Source organism: Sedimenticola hydrogenitrophicus (assembly GCF_025175675.1).
GTDB lineage: Bacteria > Pseudomonadota > Gammaproteobacteria > Chromatiales > Chromatiaceae > Sedimenticola > Sedimenticola hydrogenitrophicus.
Window position 1 is genome coordinate 1 of the sequence record NZ_JANIOA010000022.1, and the last position, 18,034, is coordinate 18,034.

Sequence of the window (18,034 nt, forward strand, 5' to 3'; positions counted from 1 at the left end):
TCGATTCCAGGGATGGACTTATGCCGCGCAGGGAGTTGTGTACCGGAGGGGCACGTTATAGGGCGCCCGCCCCTATCCGAACCACGGATCCACACCGATGGACACAGATAGGTTAACCCTCCAGCCGGGCACAGGCATGCCCCGTGGTACGGCCAACCGTCTGTAGCGGAACTTCCCTATCCAAAATCCGTGTGTATCCCTGCCCTTTCGTGGAACTTCCCCAGCCACAGGGCGCCCCGTGGGCGCCGGCGGCGGGCACGGCCCGCCCTATGGATCGACCTCTCTGGCGCGGCATTTTCTGCCCGACTACGCTTAACTGCTGCAAATTGATCGTCTAATCCGTAGAATCGGTGTCTCGGATGGTTCAGCATATGGTTCACATGCACGGCAGAGACACGAAAAAACCGCAATGTCCCGTTGGCGAACGCCGCTGTGAACACATTGACGCGCTGAACGCCTTGCGCCGCGAGCTGGAGGAGCTTGCGGAGCTGGTGCTTACCGATCCGCTGACCCGGCTGTTCAACTACCGCCATTTTTCCCAGGCCCTGGAACAGGAGCGGGAGCGTACCCATCGCAACGGTCAACCCACGGCGCTGATCATGCTCGATCTGGATCGGTTCAAGGAGGTCAATGATGTGTGGGGCCATGAAGTGGGGAACCAGGTGCTGCGTCATGTGGCGGAACAGATGCTCACCCTGCTGCGCAAGATCGATATCCCGTGTCGCTACGGCGGCGAGGAGTTCGCGCTGATTCTGCCCGGGACGCCGCTGCCCCGGGCAATCAATGCCGCCGAGCGGCTGCGCGCGGCAATTGAGGCCTCCCCGGTGATGGTGGAGGGGAAACCCCTGTTCGTTACCGCCAGCATGGGGGTGAGCGTCTTCCAGCGGAACAGCCATTTTTCCGCCGAGGCCTTTGTTAAACAAGTGGATTGCCTGTTGTACGAGGCCAAGGCCCGGGGGCGCAACCGGGTCGCCCATCCCGACCTGGAGAGTATGAAACCCAAGGGGCAGGTGGGTATCGAGGAGAAGGCCGCACTCTACGGGGTGGATTAAGGACCCGCGCAAGAATAAGTTCCTGTATTCGGTCGCCCCTGGACCCCGCTGGCGGCGTTACGCTTTTTGGCAAGGGAGCGGCCATTGCCTGCAAAGCGTGCCTTGCCAGCGTGGCCCAGGAACGCCCTCGGTACTACGGAATTATTCTTGCGCGGGTCCTAAGCGGAGGGGTTCAAATGAAGGGACGAATTATCTGCATACTGGCACTCCTGTGGGGTGCGGTCGGGCTGCATCCGGCCCAGGCGGCGGTGTACCGCTGGGTCGACGCGGACGGCCGCACCCAGTTCGGTGACCGCCCCCCGCCGGACCGGCCCGCGGAGGAGCTGCAGCTCAGGCAGCCGCCGGCTCCCGGCCGGGATGCCGCGCCGGTGACCGAAGAGCAGCGCCGGGAGCTGCGCCAGAAGATGCTCGACGCCTACCGGGATGAGCGCGAGGAGAAGCGTCGGGCACGGGAAAAACGGGCCGCCGAGGAGGCCCGGCGCAAGCTGGCCTGCGCCGAGGCGAAGAACCGGGTACGGGAGTACGAGTCCGCTTCCGGCCTCTATCAGCTGCAGCCGGATGGAACGCGCCGCTACCTCTCGGACGCCGAGTTCCGCGTCTCCCTGCAGAAGACGCGGGACGAGGTGAAGCGGCTGTGCCGCCAGGGCGGCTGAGTTGCCTGTCGGCCCGTGCCGGGCCGGCCAGATTTTTTCCTGATTCCCTACATCATCGCTCTATATCATCCGGGCCGATCGGTTATCATACGCCCATCTTTCCGCCGCCATGTAGCCTACCATGAAACACAAGATACACATCGTGCCCCAGGACTATGGGATCCACCGCTGGGGGGACGGATTCTTCGGCATCAACGAGCAGGGGCACGTGGTCGCGCGGCCGATCCGCGAGGGCGATGTGGAGATCGATCTCTACCGCCTGGCCCATGAGGTGAAGAAGACGGGACTGTCGTGGCCAGTACTGGTGCGCTTTACCGATATTCTGCATGAGCGGGTGTCGGCCCTGTGCGGCTCGTTCGGCAGCGCCATGGAGGAGTTCGATTTTACCGGGCGCTACATGGCCATCTACCCGATCAAGGTGAACCAGCAGCGCAGCGTGGTGGAAGAGCTGCTGGCCAAGGAGCTGGGGAGTGTCGGCCTGGAGGCGGGCAGCAAGCCGGAGCTGTCGGCGGTGCTGGCGCATGCCCCGCAGGGCGGGGTGATCGTGTGTAACGGCTACAAGGACAGCGAGTATATCCGCCTCGCCCTGATCGGGCTGAAGCTGGGGCACCGGGTCTATATCGTGATCGAGAAACTCTCCGAGCTGGAGCTGGTGCTGGCGGCGGCCGATGAGCTGGGCGTGGCACCGCTGTTGGGCGTGCGGGTGCGGCTCTCCTCGTCCGGTACCGGTTACTGGCAGGACTCGGGCGGGCAGAAATCGAAATTCGGCCTCACTGCCATGCAGGTACTGAAGCTGGTCAAGCGGCTCGACTCGGTCGGCAAGTTGGACCGGCTGCAGCTGCTGCACTCCCATATTGGCTCGCAGATTCCCAACCTGCGGGACATCCGGCGCGGCATGGGCGAGGTGGCGCGCTTCTTCGGTGAACTGCACCGGCTGGGTGCCGCGATCAAGGTGGTCGATGTGGGCGGCGGACTGGGTGTCGATTACGAGGGCACCAGTTCGCGCCACGACTGCTCGATGAATTACAGCATGGAGAGTTATGCGCGCGAGGTGGTTAAGGCGATTGCCCGCATCTGCAACGAGCAGGAGCTGCCCCATCCCACGATCTTCAGCGAATCCGGGCGCGCCATGACCGCCCATCACGCCATGCTGATGGTGAATGTGATCGACAGCGATCCGGCCCCGGAGACCCTGACGCGGATTCAGCTGCCGGAGGATGCCCCGGAGGTGCTCTGTTCCCTGGCCGAACTGGTGGGGCTGGATGACTATTCGGTCACCGAACTCTACCAGGAGGCGCGTCACGGCCTGGAAGAGGCCCACGACATGTTCGAGCGCGGGGTGCTGAATCTGGAGCAGCGGGCCCTGGCGGAAGGGATATTCAACACCATCTGCAGCCAGCTGATGCCCCGCCTGAGCAGCAGTTCGCGGCGTCACCGCGAGCTGCTGGATCAGCTGCGCGAGCAGCTCTCCGACCGGCTGTTCTGCAACTTCTCTCTGTTCCAGTCGCTGCCGGACGTCTGGGCCATCGACCAGGTGTTCCCGGTGATGCCGCTGCACCGCCTGAACGAGGAGCCGAAGCGCAGCGCCGTGCTGCATGACCTGACCTGCGACTCGGACGGCTGCATCGAGAACTATGTCGACCAGGATGGTGTGGAGAGTACCCTGCCGGTGCATCACCTGATTCCCAGCGAGCCCTACCTGCTGGGGATCTTCCTGGTCGGTGCCTACCAGGAGATCCTCGGCGACATGCACAATCTGTTCGGCGATACCGATGCGGTCAACCTGGAGCTGGATGAAAAGGGCGGCTACCGTCTTACCCAACCGGAGCGCGGTGATTCCGTGGATGAGCTGCTGCGTTATGTCCACTTCTCCCCCGAGGTGATGCTGGAGAAGTACCGGGAGAAGATGGCCGTGGTGGGACTGGGCGGGGAGGAGAGCGAGTCCCTGTTCAGCGAACTGGAGGCGGGTCTGCACGGCTATACCTACTTCGAGGAGTAGTCCCCCGCTGCGTGGTGAAGGGGTCGGAGTCAAGTCGCTCGGACCAGGAGGAAATTCCCGCCGCTGGTGCGCGACTTGACTCCGACCCCTGTGTGACCTGTGTGTTAAACCCTTATTTGGCGGGGGCCTTGTCGGCGTCCTGGGGCCGGCTCGGTTGCCGCCTCTCCTGGGTGGCGCTGGTGTGCCAGAAACCCTGACGGATCATTTCCGAGATCTCGTCGGCGGAGATCGGCTTGCTGTAGAGGAAGCCCTGCATCTCGTCGCAGTTCTCCTTGCGCAGAAACTGCATCTGCTCCTCGCTCTCCACCCCTTCGGCCAGCACCCGCAGGTTGAGGCTGTGGGCCATGGCGATGATCGCCCGGCAGATAGCGGTGTCGTTGCTGTTGCCCGGCAGGTCGCGTACGAATGACTGATCGATCTTCAGCATATCGATCGGCAGCCGTTTCAGGTAGCTGAGTGACGAGTAGCCGGTGCCGAAGTCATCCACCGCCACCGCCACTCCGACATGGGCGAGCCTGGTCAGTACCTCCTCCATGAATTCGGCATTCTCCATCAGGCTGGTCTCGGTAATCTCCAGTTCAATGCTGTTGCCGCTGCCCCGGCAGCGTTCGGTAATCGCCTTGACCCGGTCAAAGAACTCCTGGTGTTTCAACTGCACGGTCGAAACATTGACGGCAATGCGCAGTCCGCCGATCCCCTGTTTCCCCCACTGGATCGCCTGTTGGGTGGCGAGGTTCAGCACCTGTTCGCCGAGCGGGTGAATCAGGCCGGTGGTCTCTGCCACCCGGATGAAGGTGCCGGGTGAGATCACCCCCAGCGTCGGGTCGTTCCAGCGGGCCAACCCCTCAAGTCCGATGATGGCGCCGGTGTGCAGGTCAAACTGGGGCTGATACAGCAGTTTGATGGCGTTGTTCTCGATCGCATGCCGGAGTGCCGTCTCCACCTCAAGGTTCCAGCGAAAGGGTTCGCTCATGTTGGAGTCGAACAGCTGGTAGCTGTTGCCTCCCTGCTCCTTGGCACGGTACATGGCGGTGTCGGCGAATCTGATCAGGTCATCCACGCTGCTGCCGTTGTCCGGGAACAGGGCGATACCGATACTGGGGGTGAGGTAGAGCTCATGCTTGTCCAGCCGGATCGGGGCCTTGAACACATGCAGGAGTTTCTCGGCTACCAGCACAGCGTCGAATTCCTCGTTGATATCCTGCAGGATGATGGTGAACTCATCGCCACCCAGGCGCGCCAGGGTGTCGGTCTGGCGGACACACTCCTGCATGCGTTGGGCGGCCAGGGCCAGCGCCTTGTCACCGGTGGAGTGTCCCAGGGTATCGTTGATGTTCTTGAAACGATCCAGGTCGACGAACAGCAGCGCGAGCAGCCGGTTGTTGCGCCCGGCATATTTCAGCGCCTGGTCGAGCCGGTCGTTGAACAGCTGGCGGTTGGGCAACTGGGTCAGGATGTCGTAATAGGCCAGCCGATGTATCCGGTCCATCACCTGCTGCTGGCGGGCGACATTGGAGTAGATGCCGATATAGCAGCCGGGCCTGCCCTCCTCATTGTCCAGGGCGACGATGTGCAGCCATTCGGGCAGAATGGTACCGCGTTTGTCACGGTTCCAGATCTCCCCGGTCCACTCGCCCTTCTGATTGATCTGGTTCCACATGTCGGTGAAGAAGCGGCTGTCGTGATAACCGGATTCGATTAGGCTGATGGGGCGGCCGCGCAGCTCCTCCATGGCATAACCGGTGTTGTGGATGAAGGCCGGATTGGCGGAGACAATGCGCGCGTTGCGGTCGGTTACCACGATGGCATCGGGGGAGTGGCGGATGATCTTGGCGGCCAGTTTCAGCTTATTCTGATTGAGCTGGCGTTCATCCAGGATCACCTTGCCGATCAGTCCGGTGGCGCAGACCGTGCCGAAGTAGAGCTGCAGAAAGATCACCGTGAAGCGGTCGTCGCCCATGGCAAACGGACCCTGTCCCAGGGTGGTGCCGATGAGGGCGGCCACGGCCACGAACAGCATCAGCAGGCTGGTGTCGCGCAGGTCGAAGCGCAGCACGCACCAGACCAACAACGGTGCCAGCAGAAAGGTGATGGGATAACGTTGCAGGTGGGTCGGGATATAGCCGCCGAACAGCAGCCAGCAGGCCAGTATGGCGGCAACAACCAGGAGCAGCCACTCGCCGACAGATCGCTGCCGGCCCGCCGCGCGCGGGACCCGCCAAGTCATCAGCAGCGGTGTCAGGAGCAGGATCCCGACCGAGTCGCCCACCCACCAGACGCCGATGGAGCCGGGGAGGAGGGCCGTGGGGAGGGTGCCGGCGTTCCACAGCATGAGATTGCCGATCAGGGCGCTGAACAGCGGGGCTATGGCCACGCAGAAGAGCAGGAAACGGGCAAAGTGCGCCGGTCTGATGAGCATCTTGCGGCTATCGGAGAAGCGGCTCATCAGCCAGTAGCCACTGGCCGCTTCCAGCAGGATGCCGAGCGACATCCCGCTGCTCGCCAGCCAACCCTGGCCATCCAGCAGGGTGGTGGCCAGGGCGCCGAGCAGGATCCCGGGGAGCACGCCATAACCATGGATGAGCAGGCCGCCGAGGGCGATGCCCGCGGCAAACCAGATCGGTGAGACGTTGCCCTCCAGCGAGGTGAACAGCAGGCTGATCCGTGCTGTGGCGAAATAGAGCAGGCCGTAGACCAGCCAGGGCGGGAGGCGGAGGTTGTGGCGCACTTCCTGGTTCTTGCTGTCGGCGATCCGTTGCATGCCGGGGGTCCTGGTTATGGTTACTCGCTGAACGCCTGCTGCAGTTCGCTCAGCGAGGCGAAGGTCAGGTCCGGCCGCCTGTCCCATGGGTCGAAATGATTGGCGTCGCTGCGCCTGATCCAGGCCGTGCGCATGCCGATCGCCTTCCCGCCCAGCAGATCGAACGGGTTGCTGGAGACCAGGCAGCAGCCGTCGGCTGTAGCGCCGCTCCGGGTCAGGAAATGGCGGTAAACCGCCGGGTCGGGTTTGAAGGTACGGATCTCATGCACGCTGACAATATCGACAAAGGCATGACGGATGCCGGCCGTTTCAAGCAGCGCCTCCAGGTCATCCGGCAGGCCATTGGAGAAGGCGTAGAGGCGATGGCCGGCGGATTTGAGCTGCTGCAGGGCCGTGGGGACGTCCACAAACGCCGGCAGGCGCCGGTATTCGTCCAGTAATGCCTGTGCCGCCGTGTCGCTGATCGGCAGATTCAACTGGGCCGAGGTGAACTCGAGCGCCTGCCGGGTGCAGACGGAAAAATCCACATAATCCCGCATCAAGCCGCGGCGAAACGAGTATTCCAGCTGTTTGTCGCGCCAGCGGCTGGAAAACAGCGTGGCCTGATCGCCCACCATGGTGGCCAGGCTGCGGGTGACGCCGGCGGTGTCGATCAAGGTTCCGTAAATATCGAAGGCAAAGGTCTGTGGCATGCGGTCTCCTTGTCCACCCTCAGCTCTATTTAACACACGGCCGATGTGGATAAAAGTGTTTATTTTCAGCGATTGATCCGCCACTTTCCGGCGTTGGGCGGGTAACTTCCAGTATGAACCAAGTATAGGGTGTGGCCTCTCCGGCAGCGTTTTTTCCGTGCCATGGGGTGGCGGATCGGGGCTTCGGCTATCGGGGCGGGGGCCTGATGGGGTATCCTGCCCCTTCGGTACACCTGCCCGAAATGAAAGAGCGAAAATGACTTCAGAGACCCCGTTTATCCTGGTGGATGGCTCCTCCTACCTGTTCCGCGCCTACCACGCACTGCCGCCCCTGACCAACTCCCGCGGCGAGGCGACGGGTGCCATCGTGGGCGTGGTGAATATGCTGCGCAAGCTGATCAGCGAGTACCGGCCCAGCCACATGGCGGTGGTGTTCGATGCTCCGGGGGGGAGTTTCCGCAACCAGATGTACGACCAGTACAAGGCCAACCGTCCCGCCATGCCGGAGGAGCTGCGGGGGCAGATCGAGCCGCTGCACCGCATCGTCGAGGCGATGGGCCTGCCGCTGCTGATGGTGCCGGGGGTGGAGGCGGACGACGTGATCGGCACCCTCGCCACCCAGGCATCCCGGGCCGGGATGCACACCCTGATCTCCACCGGCGACAAGGACCTGGCGCAGCTGGTGGACGGCCACGTCACCCTGATCAACACCATGAGCGACAGCCGCCTGGACCGGCAGGGGGTGATCGACAAGTTCGGGGTGACGCCGGAGCAGATCATCGACTACCTGGCGCTGGTGGGGGACTCCTCCGACAACATCCCGGGGATCCCCAAGTGCGGGCCGAAGACGGCGGTCAAGTGGCTCGCCGAGTACGGCTCGGTCGAGGGCATCCGGGAGCATGCCGCCGAGATCAAGGGCAAGGTGGGGGAATATCTGCGCGGACACCTGGAGCAGCTGGAGCTCTCCCGTCGCCTCACTACCATTAAGCTGGATATCGAGCTGGCGCAGGGCCCGGATGACCTGCGACCCACCCGGCCCGACCTGCCGGTGCTGCACCAGTGGTACAGCCGGATCGAGGCACGGCGGTTGCTGGAGGCGTTGGAACGGGAGTCCGGGGAGGTGCTGGTCGCCAGCGCGGCGGTAGCGCCGCCAGACAGGGCGGACGCTCCGGATGAGGTGGATTACCAGTTGCTGCTGGACCAGACCGCATTTAACTCATGGCTGGAGCGGTTGCGCGCGGCGGGTGAGTTTACTTTCGATACCGAGACCACCAGCCTGGACTACATGCAGGCGGAGCTGGTTGGGGTGTCATTTGCCCTGCGCCCGGGCGAAGCGGCCTATGTTCCGGTCGCGCACTGTTATCCCGGGGCGCCGGAGCAGCTGGCGCGGGAGTGGGTACTGGGGCAGCTGAAACCGCTGCTGGAGGACCCGGAGTGCCGCAAGATCGGCCAGAACCTGAAATATGACATGAGCGTCCTGGCCCGCTACGGGATCGAGATGCGGGGGATCGCCTACGACACCATGCTGGAATCCTATGTGCTGGACTCCACCGCCACGCGTCACGACATGGACTCCCTGGCGGAAAAGTACCTGGGACACAAGACCATCACCTACGAGGAGGTGGCGGGCAAGGGCAGCAAGCAGTTGCGCTTCGACCAGGTACCGCTGGAGCAGGCGACCCCCTATGCGGCGGAGGATGCCGACGTCACCCTGCGCCTGCACCAGACGCTGTGGCCCGCCTTGCAGAACACCGGCCAGCTGGCCGGTCTGCTGCAGGAGCTGGAGGTGCCGCTGGTGCCGGTGCTGTCGCGCATGGAGCGCCGCGGGGTGCGCATCGATGCCGCCCTGCTGCGCCGCCAGAGCCATGAACTGGCCGGGCGCATGCACGAGCTGGAGCAACAGGCCTACGGCGTGGCCGGGCGCAGCTTCAATATGAGCTCGCCCAAGCAGATCGGCCAAATCTTCTTTGAGGAGCTGGAGCTGCCGGTGGTGGCCAAGACCCCGAAGGGCGCCCCCTCCACCGCCGAGTCGGTGCTGCAGGAGCTGGCCGACCAGGGCTATGAGCTGCCGGCACTGATCCTGGAACACCGGGCCTGCGCCAAGCTCAAGTCCACCTACACCGACAAGCTGCCGCAGATGGTCAATCCGCAGACCGGGCGGGTGCACACCTCCTACCACCAGGCGGTGGCCGCCACCGGCCGTCTCAGCTCATCCGACCCCAATCTGCAGAACATTCCGGTGCGCAGTCAGGAGGGGCGGCGGATCCGTCAGGCTTTCATCGCCGATTCGGGCTACCGCATCGTGGCGGCCGACTACTCGCAGATCGAGCTGCGCATCATGGCCCATCTCTCCGCGGATGCGGGGCTGCTCCAGGCGTTTGCCGCCGGGGTGGATATCCACCGCGCAACCGCGGCGGAGGTGTTCGATACCGGCGGGGCGGATCAGGTGACGGCGGATCAGCGGCGTTCCGCCAAGGCGATCAATTTCGGCCTGATCTACGGCATGTCAGCCTTTGGCCTGGCCCGCCAGCTGGGGATCGAGCGGGCGGCCGCCCAGCAGTACGTGGATCTCTATTTCGACCGCTACCCCGGGGTGCGCGCCTACATGGAGCGGATGCGCCAGGAGGCCCACGCCCAGGGCTTCGTGGAGACCGTGTTCGGCCGCCGGCTGCACCTGCCGGAGATCAATGCGCGCAACAAGATGCGCCAGGCGGCGGCCGAGCGGACCGCCATCAACGCGCCGATGCAGGGTACCGCCTCGGATATCATCAAACGCGCCATGCTGGCGGTCGACGGCTGGATCGAGGCGGAACGCCCACCGGTGAAGATGATCATGCAGGTGCACGATGAGTTGGTGTTCGAGGTTGCCGAGGCGCAGCTGGAGCCGGTCTGCGAGCAGATTCGCGGCTTCATGGAGTCGGCCGCCAGCCTGGCGGTGCCGCTGCTGGTGGACGTCGGGATCGGCGACAACTGGGACGAGGCGCATTGACCCAGTAAAATGCTCGGCATTGAACTATTCCAGATTTCTGCTATCTCATTAAGTAGCGCCAGCTGGCGCGGTCACTTCTCCCCAAGTGACCTGTCCCCGACGACCCCATGTCGGGATCTAGGACCCTGCACACCTTGACTCCCCTTGGGTGGCAGGGTCTTTTTTTTGCCCAGGAAAGGCTTATGCCGCGAAGGCCATGGGTGAGGTAGGGGCAACTCCCCGGGGGCGCCGTGGATGTTGGCGCCGATTTGGCGGCGGGCACGGCCCGCCCAAACGGTGCTGCCGAGGTAACTCGGGAACAGCGCGACCGCCCCTAAGCGAACCACGGATCCACACGGATGGACACAGATGGGTTCACCCTCCAGCCGGGCACATGTCTGCCCACTCGTACGGCCAACTGCCTGTTGGACAGCTTCCCTATCCAAAATCCGTGTGTATCCGTGTCCATCCGTGGTGCTTTCTCAGCCATAGGGCGCCCCGTGGGCGCCGCCGGCGGGCACGGCCGGCGCTATGGCTGCTCCAATGAATCAGACGTCGTATCCAGCCCTAGCCACTTGTCCAGCACCGCGTGGGCTTGGTCGATCCCCTGGTGTTTCAGGGCGGAGAAGAGCTGTGCGGAGTGGATGCCATTGATCTCCTTCAGGGCTTTCTTCACCTGCAGCAGGCTTTTCGCCGCCGCACCGCGCTTCAGCTTGTCCGCCTTGGTAAGCAGGATGTGCACCGGCAGCTGGATGTTGCCGCTCCACTCCAGCATCTGCAGGTCGAACTCCTTGAGCGGGTGGCGCACGTCCGCCAGCAGGATCACCCCGCGCAGGGATGTGCGCTGCTCCAGGTAGGCGGCCAGCTCCGCCTGCCACTGCAGTTTGATCTTTTCCGCCACCTTGGCGTAGCCGTAGCCGGGCAGATCCACCAGCCGGTGCGCCTCGTCCAGGGCGAAAAAATTGAGCAGCTGGGTGCGCCCCGGGGTTTTGCTGGTCCGGGCGAGGCTCTTCTGCTGGCACAGGGCGTTGATGGCGCTGGATTTGCCGGCGTTGGAGCGGCCGGCAAAGGCGACCTCCGCCCCGGTATCGGGTGGTGACTGCTCGAGCTTGGCGGCGCTGGTGAGGAATTTTGCCTGATGGTAAAAGCGGTTCATTACGGTCGTCTGCTGGCGAAAGCCTGCGAACATACCCCAAATATCGCCCTGCCGCTATAGTCGGGGTATTTTGTTCGGGACATGCCTGGTTCTCCCCGAACCAACAACTGGAATCAGGCTGGACACCCGATTCCAGTTAATCCGTCCGCGACCCCTGCTCCGCGTTCGGGCACTTACCGGCTAGCCGCTAATGCTGGACCAGAGCCGCTTCACCCAGGAGCGTTTGCCAAGTTGCGGATTGGCGCCGGCGGCGAGGAAGAAGCCGCTGTATTGCATATCCTCCTCCATGATGTGCTTGGAGAGCCACACCTTGAGGAAGTGCATCAACTCGAAACCGATGGCGTGCTTGCCCTCGGCAATCTTTTTCTGCAGCTCGACGATCTGCTGGGTCAACTCCTCATGCAGGTCGTGATGTTCCTCGTAACCAGGAAAATTGAGGATGCGCATCAGGCTCTCTTCCACCGCAAAATGGATGCGGGTGTATTCGGCCAGTTCCCCCAGGATGCCCTCCACCACGGCGCTGCCGTGGCGTTGCGAGATCGCCTCATGCATCCGGTTGATCATCCCGACCAGCACCTTGTGCTGCTCGTCGATCTCCTCGATGCCGACACTCAGCTCGTCTGTCCAGGTTATGAATTTTTTCATCGTGCGCTCCCAGGAAAAAAGGGGGACTTTGGCGCTAGGCCTATACCCTTAATTAATGCGCGGATACTAGAGCTTATCGGTGACCTGAGGAAGTCTTATAAGGGTATTTAATTGATAAATGTCAGGCAAATAACCGATATTATTCGGGCGTCCGTTTCCAGTGGCCCGATTTGCCGCCGGCCTTCTCCAGCAGGCGCACCTGCTCGATGGACATGCCCCGGTCGACCGCCTTGCACATGTCGTAGATGGTGAGCAGGGCTACCTGGGTGGCGCACAGCGCCTCCATCTCCACCCCGGTCTGCCCCCGGGTCTTGACGGTGGCCACGCAGTGGACGGCGGACTGGTCCGGCTCCGCAGTGAGGTCGATATTGACATGGGTGAGCGCCAGGGGGTGACACAGCGGCACCAGGTCGGCGGTCTTTTTCGCCGCCATGATCCCGGCCACCCGGGCAATGCCGAGTACGTCGCCTTTTTTGTGATCCCCTCGCCGGATCAGCTCAAGGGTCTCCGGGCGCATGAAGATGCGGCCCTCGGTGACGGCGGTGCGCTGGGTCTCCTGCTTGTTGCCCACATCCACCATGTGGGCCTCGCCGGACTGATTGAAATGGGTCAGCTCGTTCATGATTGGTGCTCGATGCTCTTCGGGATCTCGTGGAATTCAAAGCTCATGGTAGCAAGATCGGCCATGATATAGGTAGCCGGGGAGCCGCCTACGCCGCCGACGGTGCCGGGATTGACCAGCAGGGTGACGCCGCCGCGGATATTGGGGATCTCCTGCAGCTGGACCTTGTGGCTGTGGCCGCAACAGACCAGATCCCAGTCGCCGGTGGCGGCCATGGCCCGGGCATAGTGAGGGTAGTGGACCAGGAAGATCTTTTTTCCGCCCAGTTCGAGGGCGGCGTCCATCCCGTAGTAGCGGATGATGTTTTCCGGGTCATTCGCCATCTGCCCCAGGGTGAACAGGTCGCCGGTGTTGTTGCCGTGGATCACATGGGTTGGCAGATGGTGCGTTTTCAGGCATTTCAGGGTGCTGGGGGCCACCACGTCGCCACAGTGGACGACGGCCTCGGCGCCGCGGCTGCGGGCTTCGGCGACGGCGTAATTGAGCAGGGGTATATGGTCGTGGCTGTCGGACAGAATACAGATTTTCATGCGGTACATCCCTGTACCACACCCTGACGGGCGGCCTTCGGCCGTGAAAATTGTCTATCCTGAAAATTTTTCATAGGGTTCCCGGCGGAGCGCCATCCCTGGCGCGGTGACGCCGCCCCCAGGGGCGGCGTCCGGTCACCATCCAATGATGTCGTTCCTATCCTGCGAGGGGTTAGAAGTTTGGTTTTTCCGGTGCGTCGTTAAACATCGCAATGCTATCTTGAATCTCTTTTTTGGCCTCGTCAACGCCGCCCCAGCCCTGCACCCGCACCCATTTACCCTCTTCGAGATCCTTGTAATGCTCGAAGAAGTGGGCGACCTGGTTCAGGGTGTCTTCACTGATGTCACGGAAGCTCTCCACCTTGCGATAGCGCTTGGAGAGCTTGTCGATGGGCACCGCCAGGATCTTGGCGTCGTCGCCGGCCTCATCAGCCATCTTCAGCACGCCGATCGGGCGGCACTTGATCACCGAGCCCGGGATCAGCGGGTAGCGGGTCACCACCAGTACATCGACCGGATCGCCATCGGCGGAGAGGGTGTGGGGGACGTAGCCGTAGTTGCACGGATAACGCATCGAGGTGGACATGAAACGGTCCACAAACATGGCCCCGGTCTCCTTGTCCAGCTCATACTTGACTGGATCGGACTGGGCGGGGATTTCGATGATGACATTGATCTCGTTGGGTACATCACTACCCGAACTAACTCTATCCAGATTCATGGGTTCTCGCCGTACTAAAAGTTTGAAAATGAGCCGGCTATTAGACCTGACCTAAGGTTTTTTTTCAAAAGATCTTATAATTCTAGGTGATATTCCCATAAGTTGTTTAATGGATATGGCCCTGATGGCGCTGTTTCTCGGGCCGTTCCGGCTCCGACCCCGGCTATCTCGGGGTGATTGACCTGCCTTGCCGGCCTTACGTGATGGCTTGTCTCCTCGAATCCGGCCCCATTTTCAGCGCCTGCCCAAGCCGCTCCCGGCCATCCCTGGCCTTCCCTGGACAAAACTCGCTTCGCTCAAACAAGGGCAGGCTTGAATCTGAAAAAGGGGCCGGATTCGAGGCGCCATCAAGATCGGCCAACAAGGCAGGCCAATCACCCCGTGAGTAGTTGCGCTCAGAGTTCGAAGCCGGGCAGCTTCTTCTCCACAATACCGCTTTTCAGGGTCACGTAGCGGGGCATGCCGTTGTCGTCATACTGCGGATAGGATTCGCCCTTGATCAGCGGGTAGAGATACTCCTTGCACTGGTCGGTAATGCCGTAACCATCTTCGGTAATGAACTCCATCGGCATCATCTTCTCCACATTGGCTACCTCGCTCAGCGGGGCCTCGCCGATGTGCCATCTGTAGGGTGTGGAGGAGTCCCGCACCACGGTCGGCATGATGGAGTTCTTGCCCTCCAGGGCCTTCTCAACGGCGGCCACGCCCAGGGCATAGGCCTGCTCCACGTCGGAAGCGGAGGCCAGGTGGCGGGCGGCCCGCTGCAGATAGTCGGCCACCGCCCAGTGATACTTGTAGCCCAGGGCGTCCTTGATGATATTGGCCACCACCGGCGCCGCACCGCCCAGTTGGGCATGGCCGAAGGAGTCCCGGGTGCCCTGTTCGGCGAGGAATTTACCGTCCGGCCAGTGGCAGCCCTCGGAGACCACGATGGAGCAGTAGCCGTACTCCTTGACCTTGGCGTCCACCGCGGCCAGGAATTTCTCCTGATCGAACTCCACCTCGGGGAACAGGGTGATGACCGGAATGCCGTAGTCCTCCACCAGGGCGCCGGCGGCGGCGATCCAGCCGGCGTGCCGCCCCATCACCTCGATGACGAAGATCTTGGTGGAGGTGGCGGCCATGGAGCGCACGTCAAAGCTCGCCTCCAGGGTGGAGACGGCGATGTACTTGGCCACCGAGCCGAAGCCGGGGCAGTTGTCGGTGATCGGCAGGTCGTTGTCCACGGTCTTGGGAACGTGGATGGCCTGGACCGGGTAGCCCATCTTCTCCGACAGTTGGGAGACCTTGTAGCAGGTATCGGCCGAGTCGCCGCCGCCGTTATAGAAGAAATAGCCGATGTTGTGGGCCTTGAACACCTCGATCAGCCGCTCATATTCGCGCCGGTTCTCCTCCAGGCTTTTCAGCTTAAAGCGGCAGGAACCGAAGGCGCCGGAGGGGGTGCTGCGCAGCGCGGCGATCGCCTCGTCGGACTCCAGTGCGGTGTCGATCAGCTCTTCGGTCAGGGCGCCGATGATGCCGTTGCGCCCGGCATAGACGGTGCCGATCCGGTCGGCATGCTTGCGGGCGGTCTCGATCACCCCGCAGGCCGAGCTGTTGATAACGGCGGTCACGCCGCCCGATTGTGCATAGAAAGCGTTTTTCTTGGTCATGCTTTCATCTTCCTCTCAGTAGGTTTTAGTAATGATTTCTTGTCGGTCAGCTGGCCGCAGCAGGCTTCCAGCGCGATGTCTTGATCAAGCTCTCCGCCAAGACGCCAAGCGCGCAAAGAAAACCGGGGCTGATACCACACCTAACCGTTGTCGACCGGATAAGGTGGTGCATGTAGTCTGCATAAGGGGCATCGATTTATCAGAAACCTTGGCGTGCTTTGCGTCTTTGCGAGATGAGCTCCTTGGTTAGATGTCGCCGCGCTCCTTCGCCTCGAAATCGGCCTGGGCCTGCAGCAGCGAAACCACGCACTCGGCAATATCGGTATACTCGTAGACCCCGGTGCCGTATTGGCGATAGGGCTTGTAGAAAAACTGGCAGCGGTAATGCTTGTCACCGGTCTTGAAAATGACGAAATGGCAGCCGTCCCACTGCCAGTACCATACCGGACAGGCGCTTAGTTCCCGGTCGGAGGGGCGCAGGCGGATCTCGGAATCGGCCAACTGCAACTCTACCTCCTGATTGTAGCGCTCGTGCAGGGTGGTGCGGATGATCCAGGTTTCGTTGTCCGTGATATCAGGAATGGTTTGCATAACTATGCGATTGCCTTATGTCTAATTGGCGATACATAAGGATAACCTATCCAGAGTATCCTTGCCTAGGAGCCTGTCGGACTTGACGTTGATCTACTGTGGAAAAGCCGGGCTTGGCCATATTTTCCGATCTTTCTCGTTTAATAGGTCCACTATTGGCCTCGAAAGGTCAAAAAATCTGGCCCAAGCCGGCTTTCCCTCGCTACGATCGGTCAAGCCCGACAGACTCCTGGATCTTAAAATTGTTATTGACTTGGTAGGAATGATCCGTTTACTGTAGCGGACACTTTGCACCCCGGCCAATGGAAAAGTTGGATGCCGGCATGGAAAAAGCTAATTCATTTTAATATCAATGTATTAGCGGTTGAAAAAAGGTTGGGTGCGGGTTATGTTTCGCCCAATTGAGATAGTGAGGAGGGGGATCGGCCCCGTGGGGCCAGTGCCGTAAGGCGCCGTACAGACTCAAGCCGCCGTTACACCAAATAGAGTGGCCGGTCTGATAAAAACAGGCAAAGAAAAACTAGAACGTCCTGGACGTATCTGCATATAAGCCTGGAGGAGTGTGAATTGGGACCTGATGGTCCCGTTTCTTTTTTCAGCCCCGGAATTTCCCACCCGCCCGAGTTCACTCGCCGGCGATGGTCATCTGCTCGATCAGTAGCGAACCGGTGCGGATGCTGCTGCGCCGCTCTTCGTCTCGGCCGACCGCCTGCAGTTGGGCGAACATCTGCTTCAGGTTGCCGGCGATGGTGATCTCCTCCACCGGGAACTGGATTTCGCCCTGCTCCACCCAGAAGCCGGCCGCTCCCCGCGAGTAGTCCCCGGTCACCATGTTGACGCCGTGGCCCATCATCTCCGTCACCAGCAGTCCGCTGCCCATCTCCCGCAGCATCCCGTCCAGGTCGTGTTCGCCCGGGGTGATGCTGAGATTGTGTACGCCACCGGCATTGGCGGTGCTCTGCAACCCCAGTTTGCGTGCCGAATAGCTGCTCAGCAGGTAGGTCTGCAAGACGCCGTCCTGGATGATCCGCTTGTCATAGGTGGCGACCCCTTCGCTGTCGAAAGCGGCGCTGCCCAGGCCGCCTGGAATGCGTGGATGCTCCTGGATCTGGACGTGCGCGGGAAAGATCGGCTGGCCCAGTTGGTCGAGCAGGAAACTGGCCTTGCGGTAAAGGCTGGAACCGCTGATGGCGCTGATCAGGCTGCGCAGCAGGCTGCCGGCGATGTCCGCGCGAAAGATGATCGGCGCCTGGCGGGTGCCGAGTTTGCGTGCGCCGAGGCGTGCCAGGGTGCGCTCGCCGGCCTTTCGGCCCACCTCGAACTCCGACTCCAGCTGGCCGGCATCGCGGCTGACGGTATACCAGTAGTCCCGTTGCATGCTGCCGTTTTGCTGGCCGATCACCGAGCAGCTGAGGCTGTGGCGGCTGCTGGGGTAGCCGCCGACGAAGCCGTGACTGTTGCCGTAGACATGCAGGCCGCCGTGGCTGTTGACGCTGGCCCCTTCGGTGTTGCTGATGCGGGAATCCAGCTCCAGCGCGGCGCTTTCGCAGCGCCGCCCCAGCTCGATCGCCTCCTCCGGGGTGATATCCCAGGGGTGATAGAGGTCGAGATCGGGGGTCTCGGTGGCCATGCGATCGGCATCGGCCAGCCCGCTGCAGGGGTCGTCATTGGTGAAACGGGCGATATTGCAGGCGGCGCGGACCGTGTCGCGGATCGCCTCCGGCTTGAAGTCGGAGGTGCTGGCGGTGCCCTTGCGCTGGCCGAAGTAGACGGTGATCCCCAGTCCCTGGTCGCGGGTGTGCTCGATGGTCTCCACTTCGCCCTTGCGTACGTTGATGGAGAGGCCGCTGTCGTTGGAGACGGCTGCCTCGGCGGCGCTGGCCCCCTGCTGTCGGGCCTCCTTCAGCAGGTCGTGGACCATCTGTTCAAGTTGTGCCTGACGTGCTGATAACTGCTGTTCACTCATGGATCTGTCTCGCTGCAAGGGTGCTG

At 62.2% G+C, this 18,034-nt stretch carries 14 protein-coding genes; 4 read left to right on the top strand and 10 right to left on the bottom strand.

Annotated elements, in window-relative coordinates; genetic code table 11:
• Positions 1 to 380: 380 nt before the first annotated feature.
• The 3 genes from NPX02_RS12775 to speA all read left to right on the top strand — a co-directional run bounded on the left by NPX02_RS12775 (position 381) and on the right by speA (position 3,704).
• A complete protein-coding gene (locus NPX02_RS12775; protein WP_260294010.1) occupies positions 381 to 1,052 on the top strand; it encodes a GGDEF domain-containing protein in 672 nt (223 codons plus the stop codon).
• A 176-nt stretch (positions 1,053 to 1,228) separates the two neighbouring features.
• A complete protein-coding gene (locus NPX02_RS12780) occupies positions 1,229 to 1,705 on the top strand; it encodes a DUF4124 domain-containing protein (RefSeq protein ID WP_260294011.1) in 477 nt (158 codons plus the stop codon).
• Positions 1,706 to 1,826: 121 nt separating this feature from the next.
• The gene (gene speA, locus NPX02_RS12785) at positions 1,827 to 3,704 is read left to right on the top strand and encodes a biosynthetic arginine decarboxylase (RefSeq protein ID WP_260294012.1); all 1,878 of its coding nucleotides are present in this window, start codon (positions 1,827 to 1,829) and stop codon (positions 3,702 to 3,704) included.
• Between the two features lie 112 nt (positions 3,705 to 3,816).
• On the opposite strand, the gene NPX02_RS12790 is transcribed toward speA, so the two are convergent.
• Both NPX02_RS12790 and NPX02_RS12795 read right to left on the bottom strand, forming a co-directional pair.
• On the bottom strand, positions 3,817 to 6,465 hold the full coding sequence (locus NPX02_RS12790; protein ID WP_260294013.1) for a bifunctional diguanylate cyclase/phosphodiesterase: 2,649 nt from the start codon (positions 6,463 to 6,465) through the stop codon (positions 3,817 to 3,819).
• A 20-nt stretch (positions 6,466 to 6,485) separates the two neighbouring features.
• Complete coding sequence (locus NPX02_RS12795; RefSeq protein WP_260294014.1) at positions 6,486 to 7,157, bottom strand: haloacid dehalogenase type II; 672 nt, start codon at positions 7,155 to 7,157, stop codon at positions 6,486 to 6,488.
• 256 nt (positions 7,158 to 7,413) lie between these two features.
• Between NPX02_RS12795 and polA the strand changes: the two genes are divergently transcribed.
• Positions 7,414 to 10,146: a DNA polymerase I gene (polA, locus tag NPX02_RS12800; RefSeq protein WP_260294015.1), complete on the top strand. Its 2,733-nt coding sequence runs from the start codon at positions 7,414 to 7,416 to the stop codon at positions 10,144 to 10,146.
• 508 nt (positions 10,147 to 10,654) lie between these two features.
• On the opposite strand, the gene yihA is transcribed toward polA, so the two are convergent.
• The 8 genes from yihA to pmbA all read right to left on the bottom strand — a co-directional run bounded on the left by yihA (position 10,655) and on the right by pmbA (position 18,008).
• Positions 10,655 to 11,281, bottom strand: coding sequence for a ribosome biogenesis GTP-binding protein YihA/YsxC (gene yihA / locus NPX02_RS12805; protein ID WP_260294017.1), 627 nt, complete (start codon positions 11,279 to 11,281; stop codon positions 10,655 to 10,657).
• A gap of 180 nt (positions 11,282 to 11,461) precedes the next feature.
• Positions 11,462 to 11,926, bottom strand: a complete 465-nt coding sequence (locus tag NPX02_RS12810) for a bacteriohemerythrin (RefSeq protein WP_260294020.1) — start codon at positions 11,924 to 11,926, stop codon at positions 11,462 to 11,464.
• 139 nt (positions 11,927 to 12,065) lie between these two features.
• Positions 12,066 to 12,548: a cyclic pyranopterin monophosphate synthase MoaC gene (moaC, locus tag NPX02_RS12815; protein ID WP_260294026.1), complete on the bottom strand. Its 483-nt coding sequence runs from the start codon at positions 12,546 to 12,548 to the stop codon at positions 12,066 to 12,068.
• Positions 12,545 to 13,078 carry a metallophosphoesterase family protein gene (locus tag NPX02_RS12820; RefSeq protein ID WP_260294029.1) on the bottom strand — a complete coding sequence of 178 codons (534 nt, stop codon included), beginning with the start codon at positions 13,076 to 13,078 and terminating at the stop codon, positions 12,545 to 12,547. Before NPX02_RS12820 ends, moaC begins: the two co-directional genes overlap by 4 nt.
• A gap of 172 nt (positions 13,079 to 13,250) precedes the next feature.
• The gene (ppa, locus tag NPX02_RS12825) at positions 13,251 to 13,799 is read right to left on the bottom strand and encodes an inorganic diphosphatase (protein WP_260294032.1); all 549 of its coding nucleotides are present in this window, start codon (positions 13,797 to 13,799) and stop codon (positions 13,251 to 13,253) included.
• A gap of 395 nt (positions 13,800 to 14,194) precedes the next feature.
• The gene (locus NPX02_RS12830) at positions 14,195 to 15,451 is read right to left on the bottom strand and encodes a 6-phosphofructokinase (RefSeq protein ID WP_260294034.1); all 1,257 of its coding nucleotides are present in this window, start codon (positions 15,449 to 15,451) and stop codon (positions 14,195 to 14,197) included.
• Positions 15,452 to 15,697: 246 nt separating this feature from the next.
• Positions 15,698 to 16,042 carry a hypothetical protein gene (locus tag NPX02_RS12835; RefSeq protein ID WP_260294036.1) on the bottom strand — a complete coding sequence of 115 codons (345 nt, stop codon included), beginning with the start codon at positions 16,040 to 16,042 and terminating at the stop codon, positions 15,698 to 15,700.
• A 625-nt stretch (positions 16,043 to 16,667) separates the two neighbouring features.
• Positions 16,668 to 18,008 (bottom strand): metalloprotease PmbA, encoded by a 1,341-nt coding sequence (gene pmbA, locus NPX02_RS12840; RefSeq protein WP_260294037.1) that lies wholly within the window; start codon positions 18,006 to 18,008, stop codon positions 16,668 to 16,670.
• Positions 18,009 to 18,034 lie beyond the last annotated feature (26 nt).

Excerpts from the sequence above, each read along its gene's own strand:
- NPX02_RS12775 (WP_260294010.1), top strand. The coding sequence starts at position 381 with ATGCACGGCAGAGACACGAAAAAACCGCAATGTCCCGTTGGCGAACGC.
- NPX02_RS12780 (WP_260294011.1), top strand. The coding sequence starts at position 1,229 with ATGAAGGGACGAATTATCTGCATACTGGCACTCCTGTGGGGTGCGGTC.
- speA (WP_260294012.1), top strand. The coding sequence starts at position 1,827 with ATGAAACACAAGATACACATCGTGCCCCAGGACTATGGGATCCACCGC.
- NPX02_RS12790 (WP_260294013.1), bottom strand. The coding sequence starts at position 6,465 with ATGCAACGGATCGCCGACAGCAAGAACCAGGAAGTGCGCCACAACCTC.
- NPX02_RS12795 (WP_260294014.1), bottom strand. The coding sequence starts at position 7,157 with ATGCCACAGACCTTTGCCTTCGATATTTACGGAACCTTGATCGACACC.
- polA (WP_260294015.1), top strand. The coding sequence starts at position 7,414 with ATGACTTCAGAGACCCCGTTTATCCTGGTGGATGGCTCCTCCTACCTG.
- yihA (WP_260294017.1), bottom strand. The coding sequence starts at position 11,281 with ATGAACCGCTTTTACCATCAGGCAAAATTCCTCACCAGCGCCGCCAAG.
- NPX02_RS12810 (WP_260294020.1), bottom strand. The coding sequence starts at position 11,926 with ATGAAAAAATTCATAACCTGGACAGACGAGCTGAGTGTCGGCATCGAG.
- moaC (WP_260294026.1), bottom strand. The coding sequence starts at position 12,548 with ATGAACGAGCTGACCCATTTCAATCAGTCCGGCGAGGCCCACATGGTG.
- NPX02_RS12820 (WP_260294029.1), bottom strand. The coding sequence starts at position 13,078 with ATGAAAATCTGTATTCTGTCCGACAGCCACGACCATATACCCCTGCTC.
- ppa (WP_260294032.1), bottom strand. The coding sequence starts at position 13,799 with ATGAATCTGGATAGAGTTAGTTCGGGTAGTGATGTACCCAACGAGATC.
- NPX02_RS12830 (WP_260294034.1), bottom strand. The coding sequence starts at position 15,451 with ATGACCAAGAAAAACGCTTTCTATGCACAATCGGGCGGCGTGACCGCC.
- NPX02_RS12835 (WP_260294036.1), bottom strand. The coding sequence starts at position 16,042 with ATGCAAACCATTCCTGATATCACGGACAACGAAACCTGGATCATCCGC.
- pmbA (WP_260294037.1), bottom strand. The coding sequence starts at position 18,008 with ATGAGTGAACAGCAGTTATCAGCACGTCAGGCACAACTTGAACAGATG.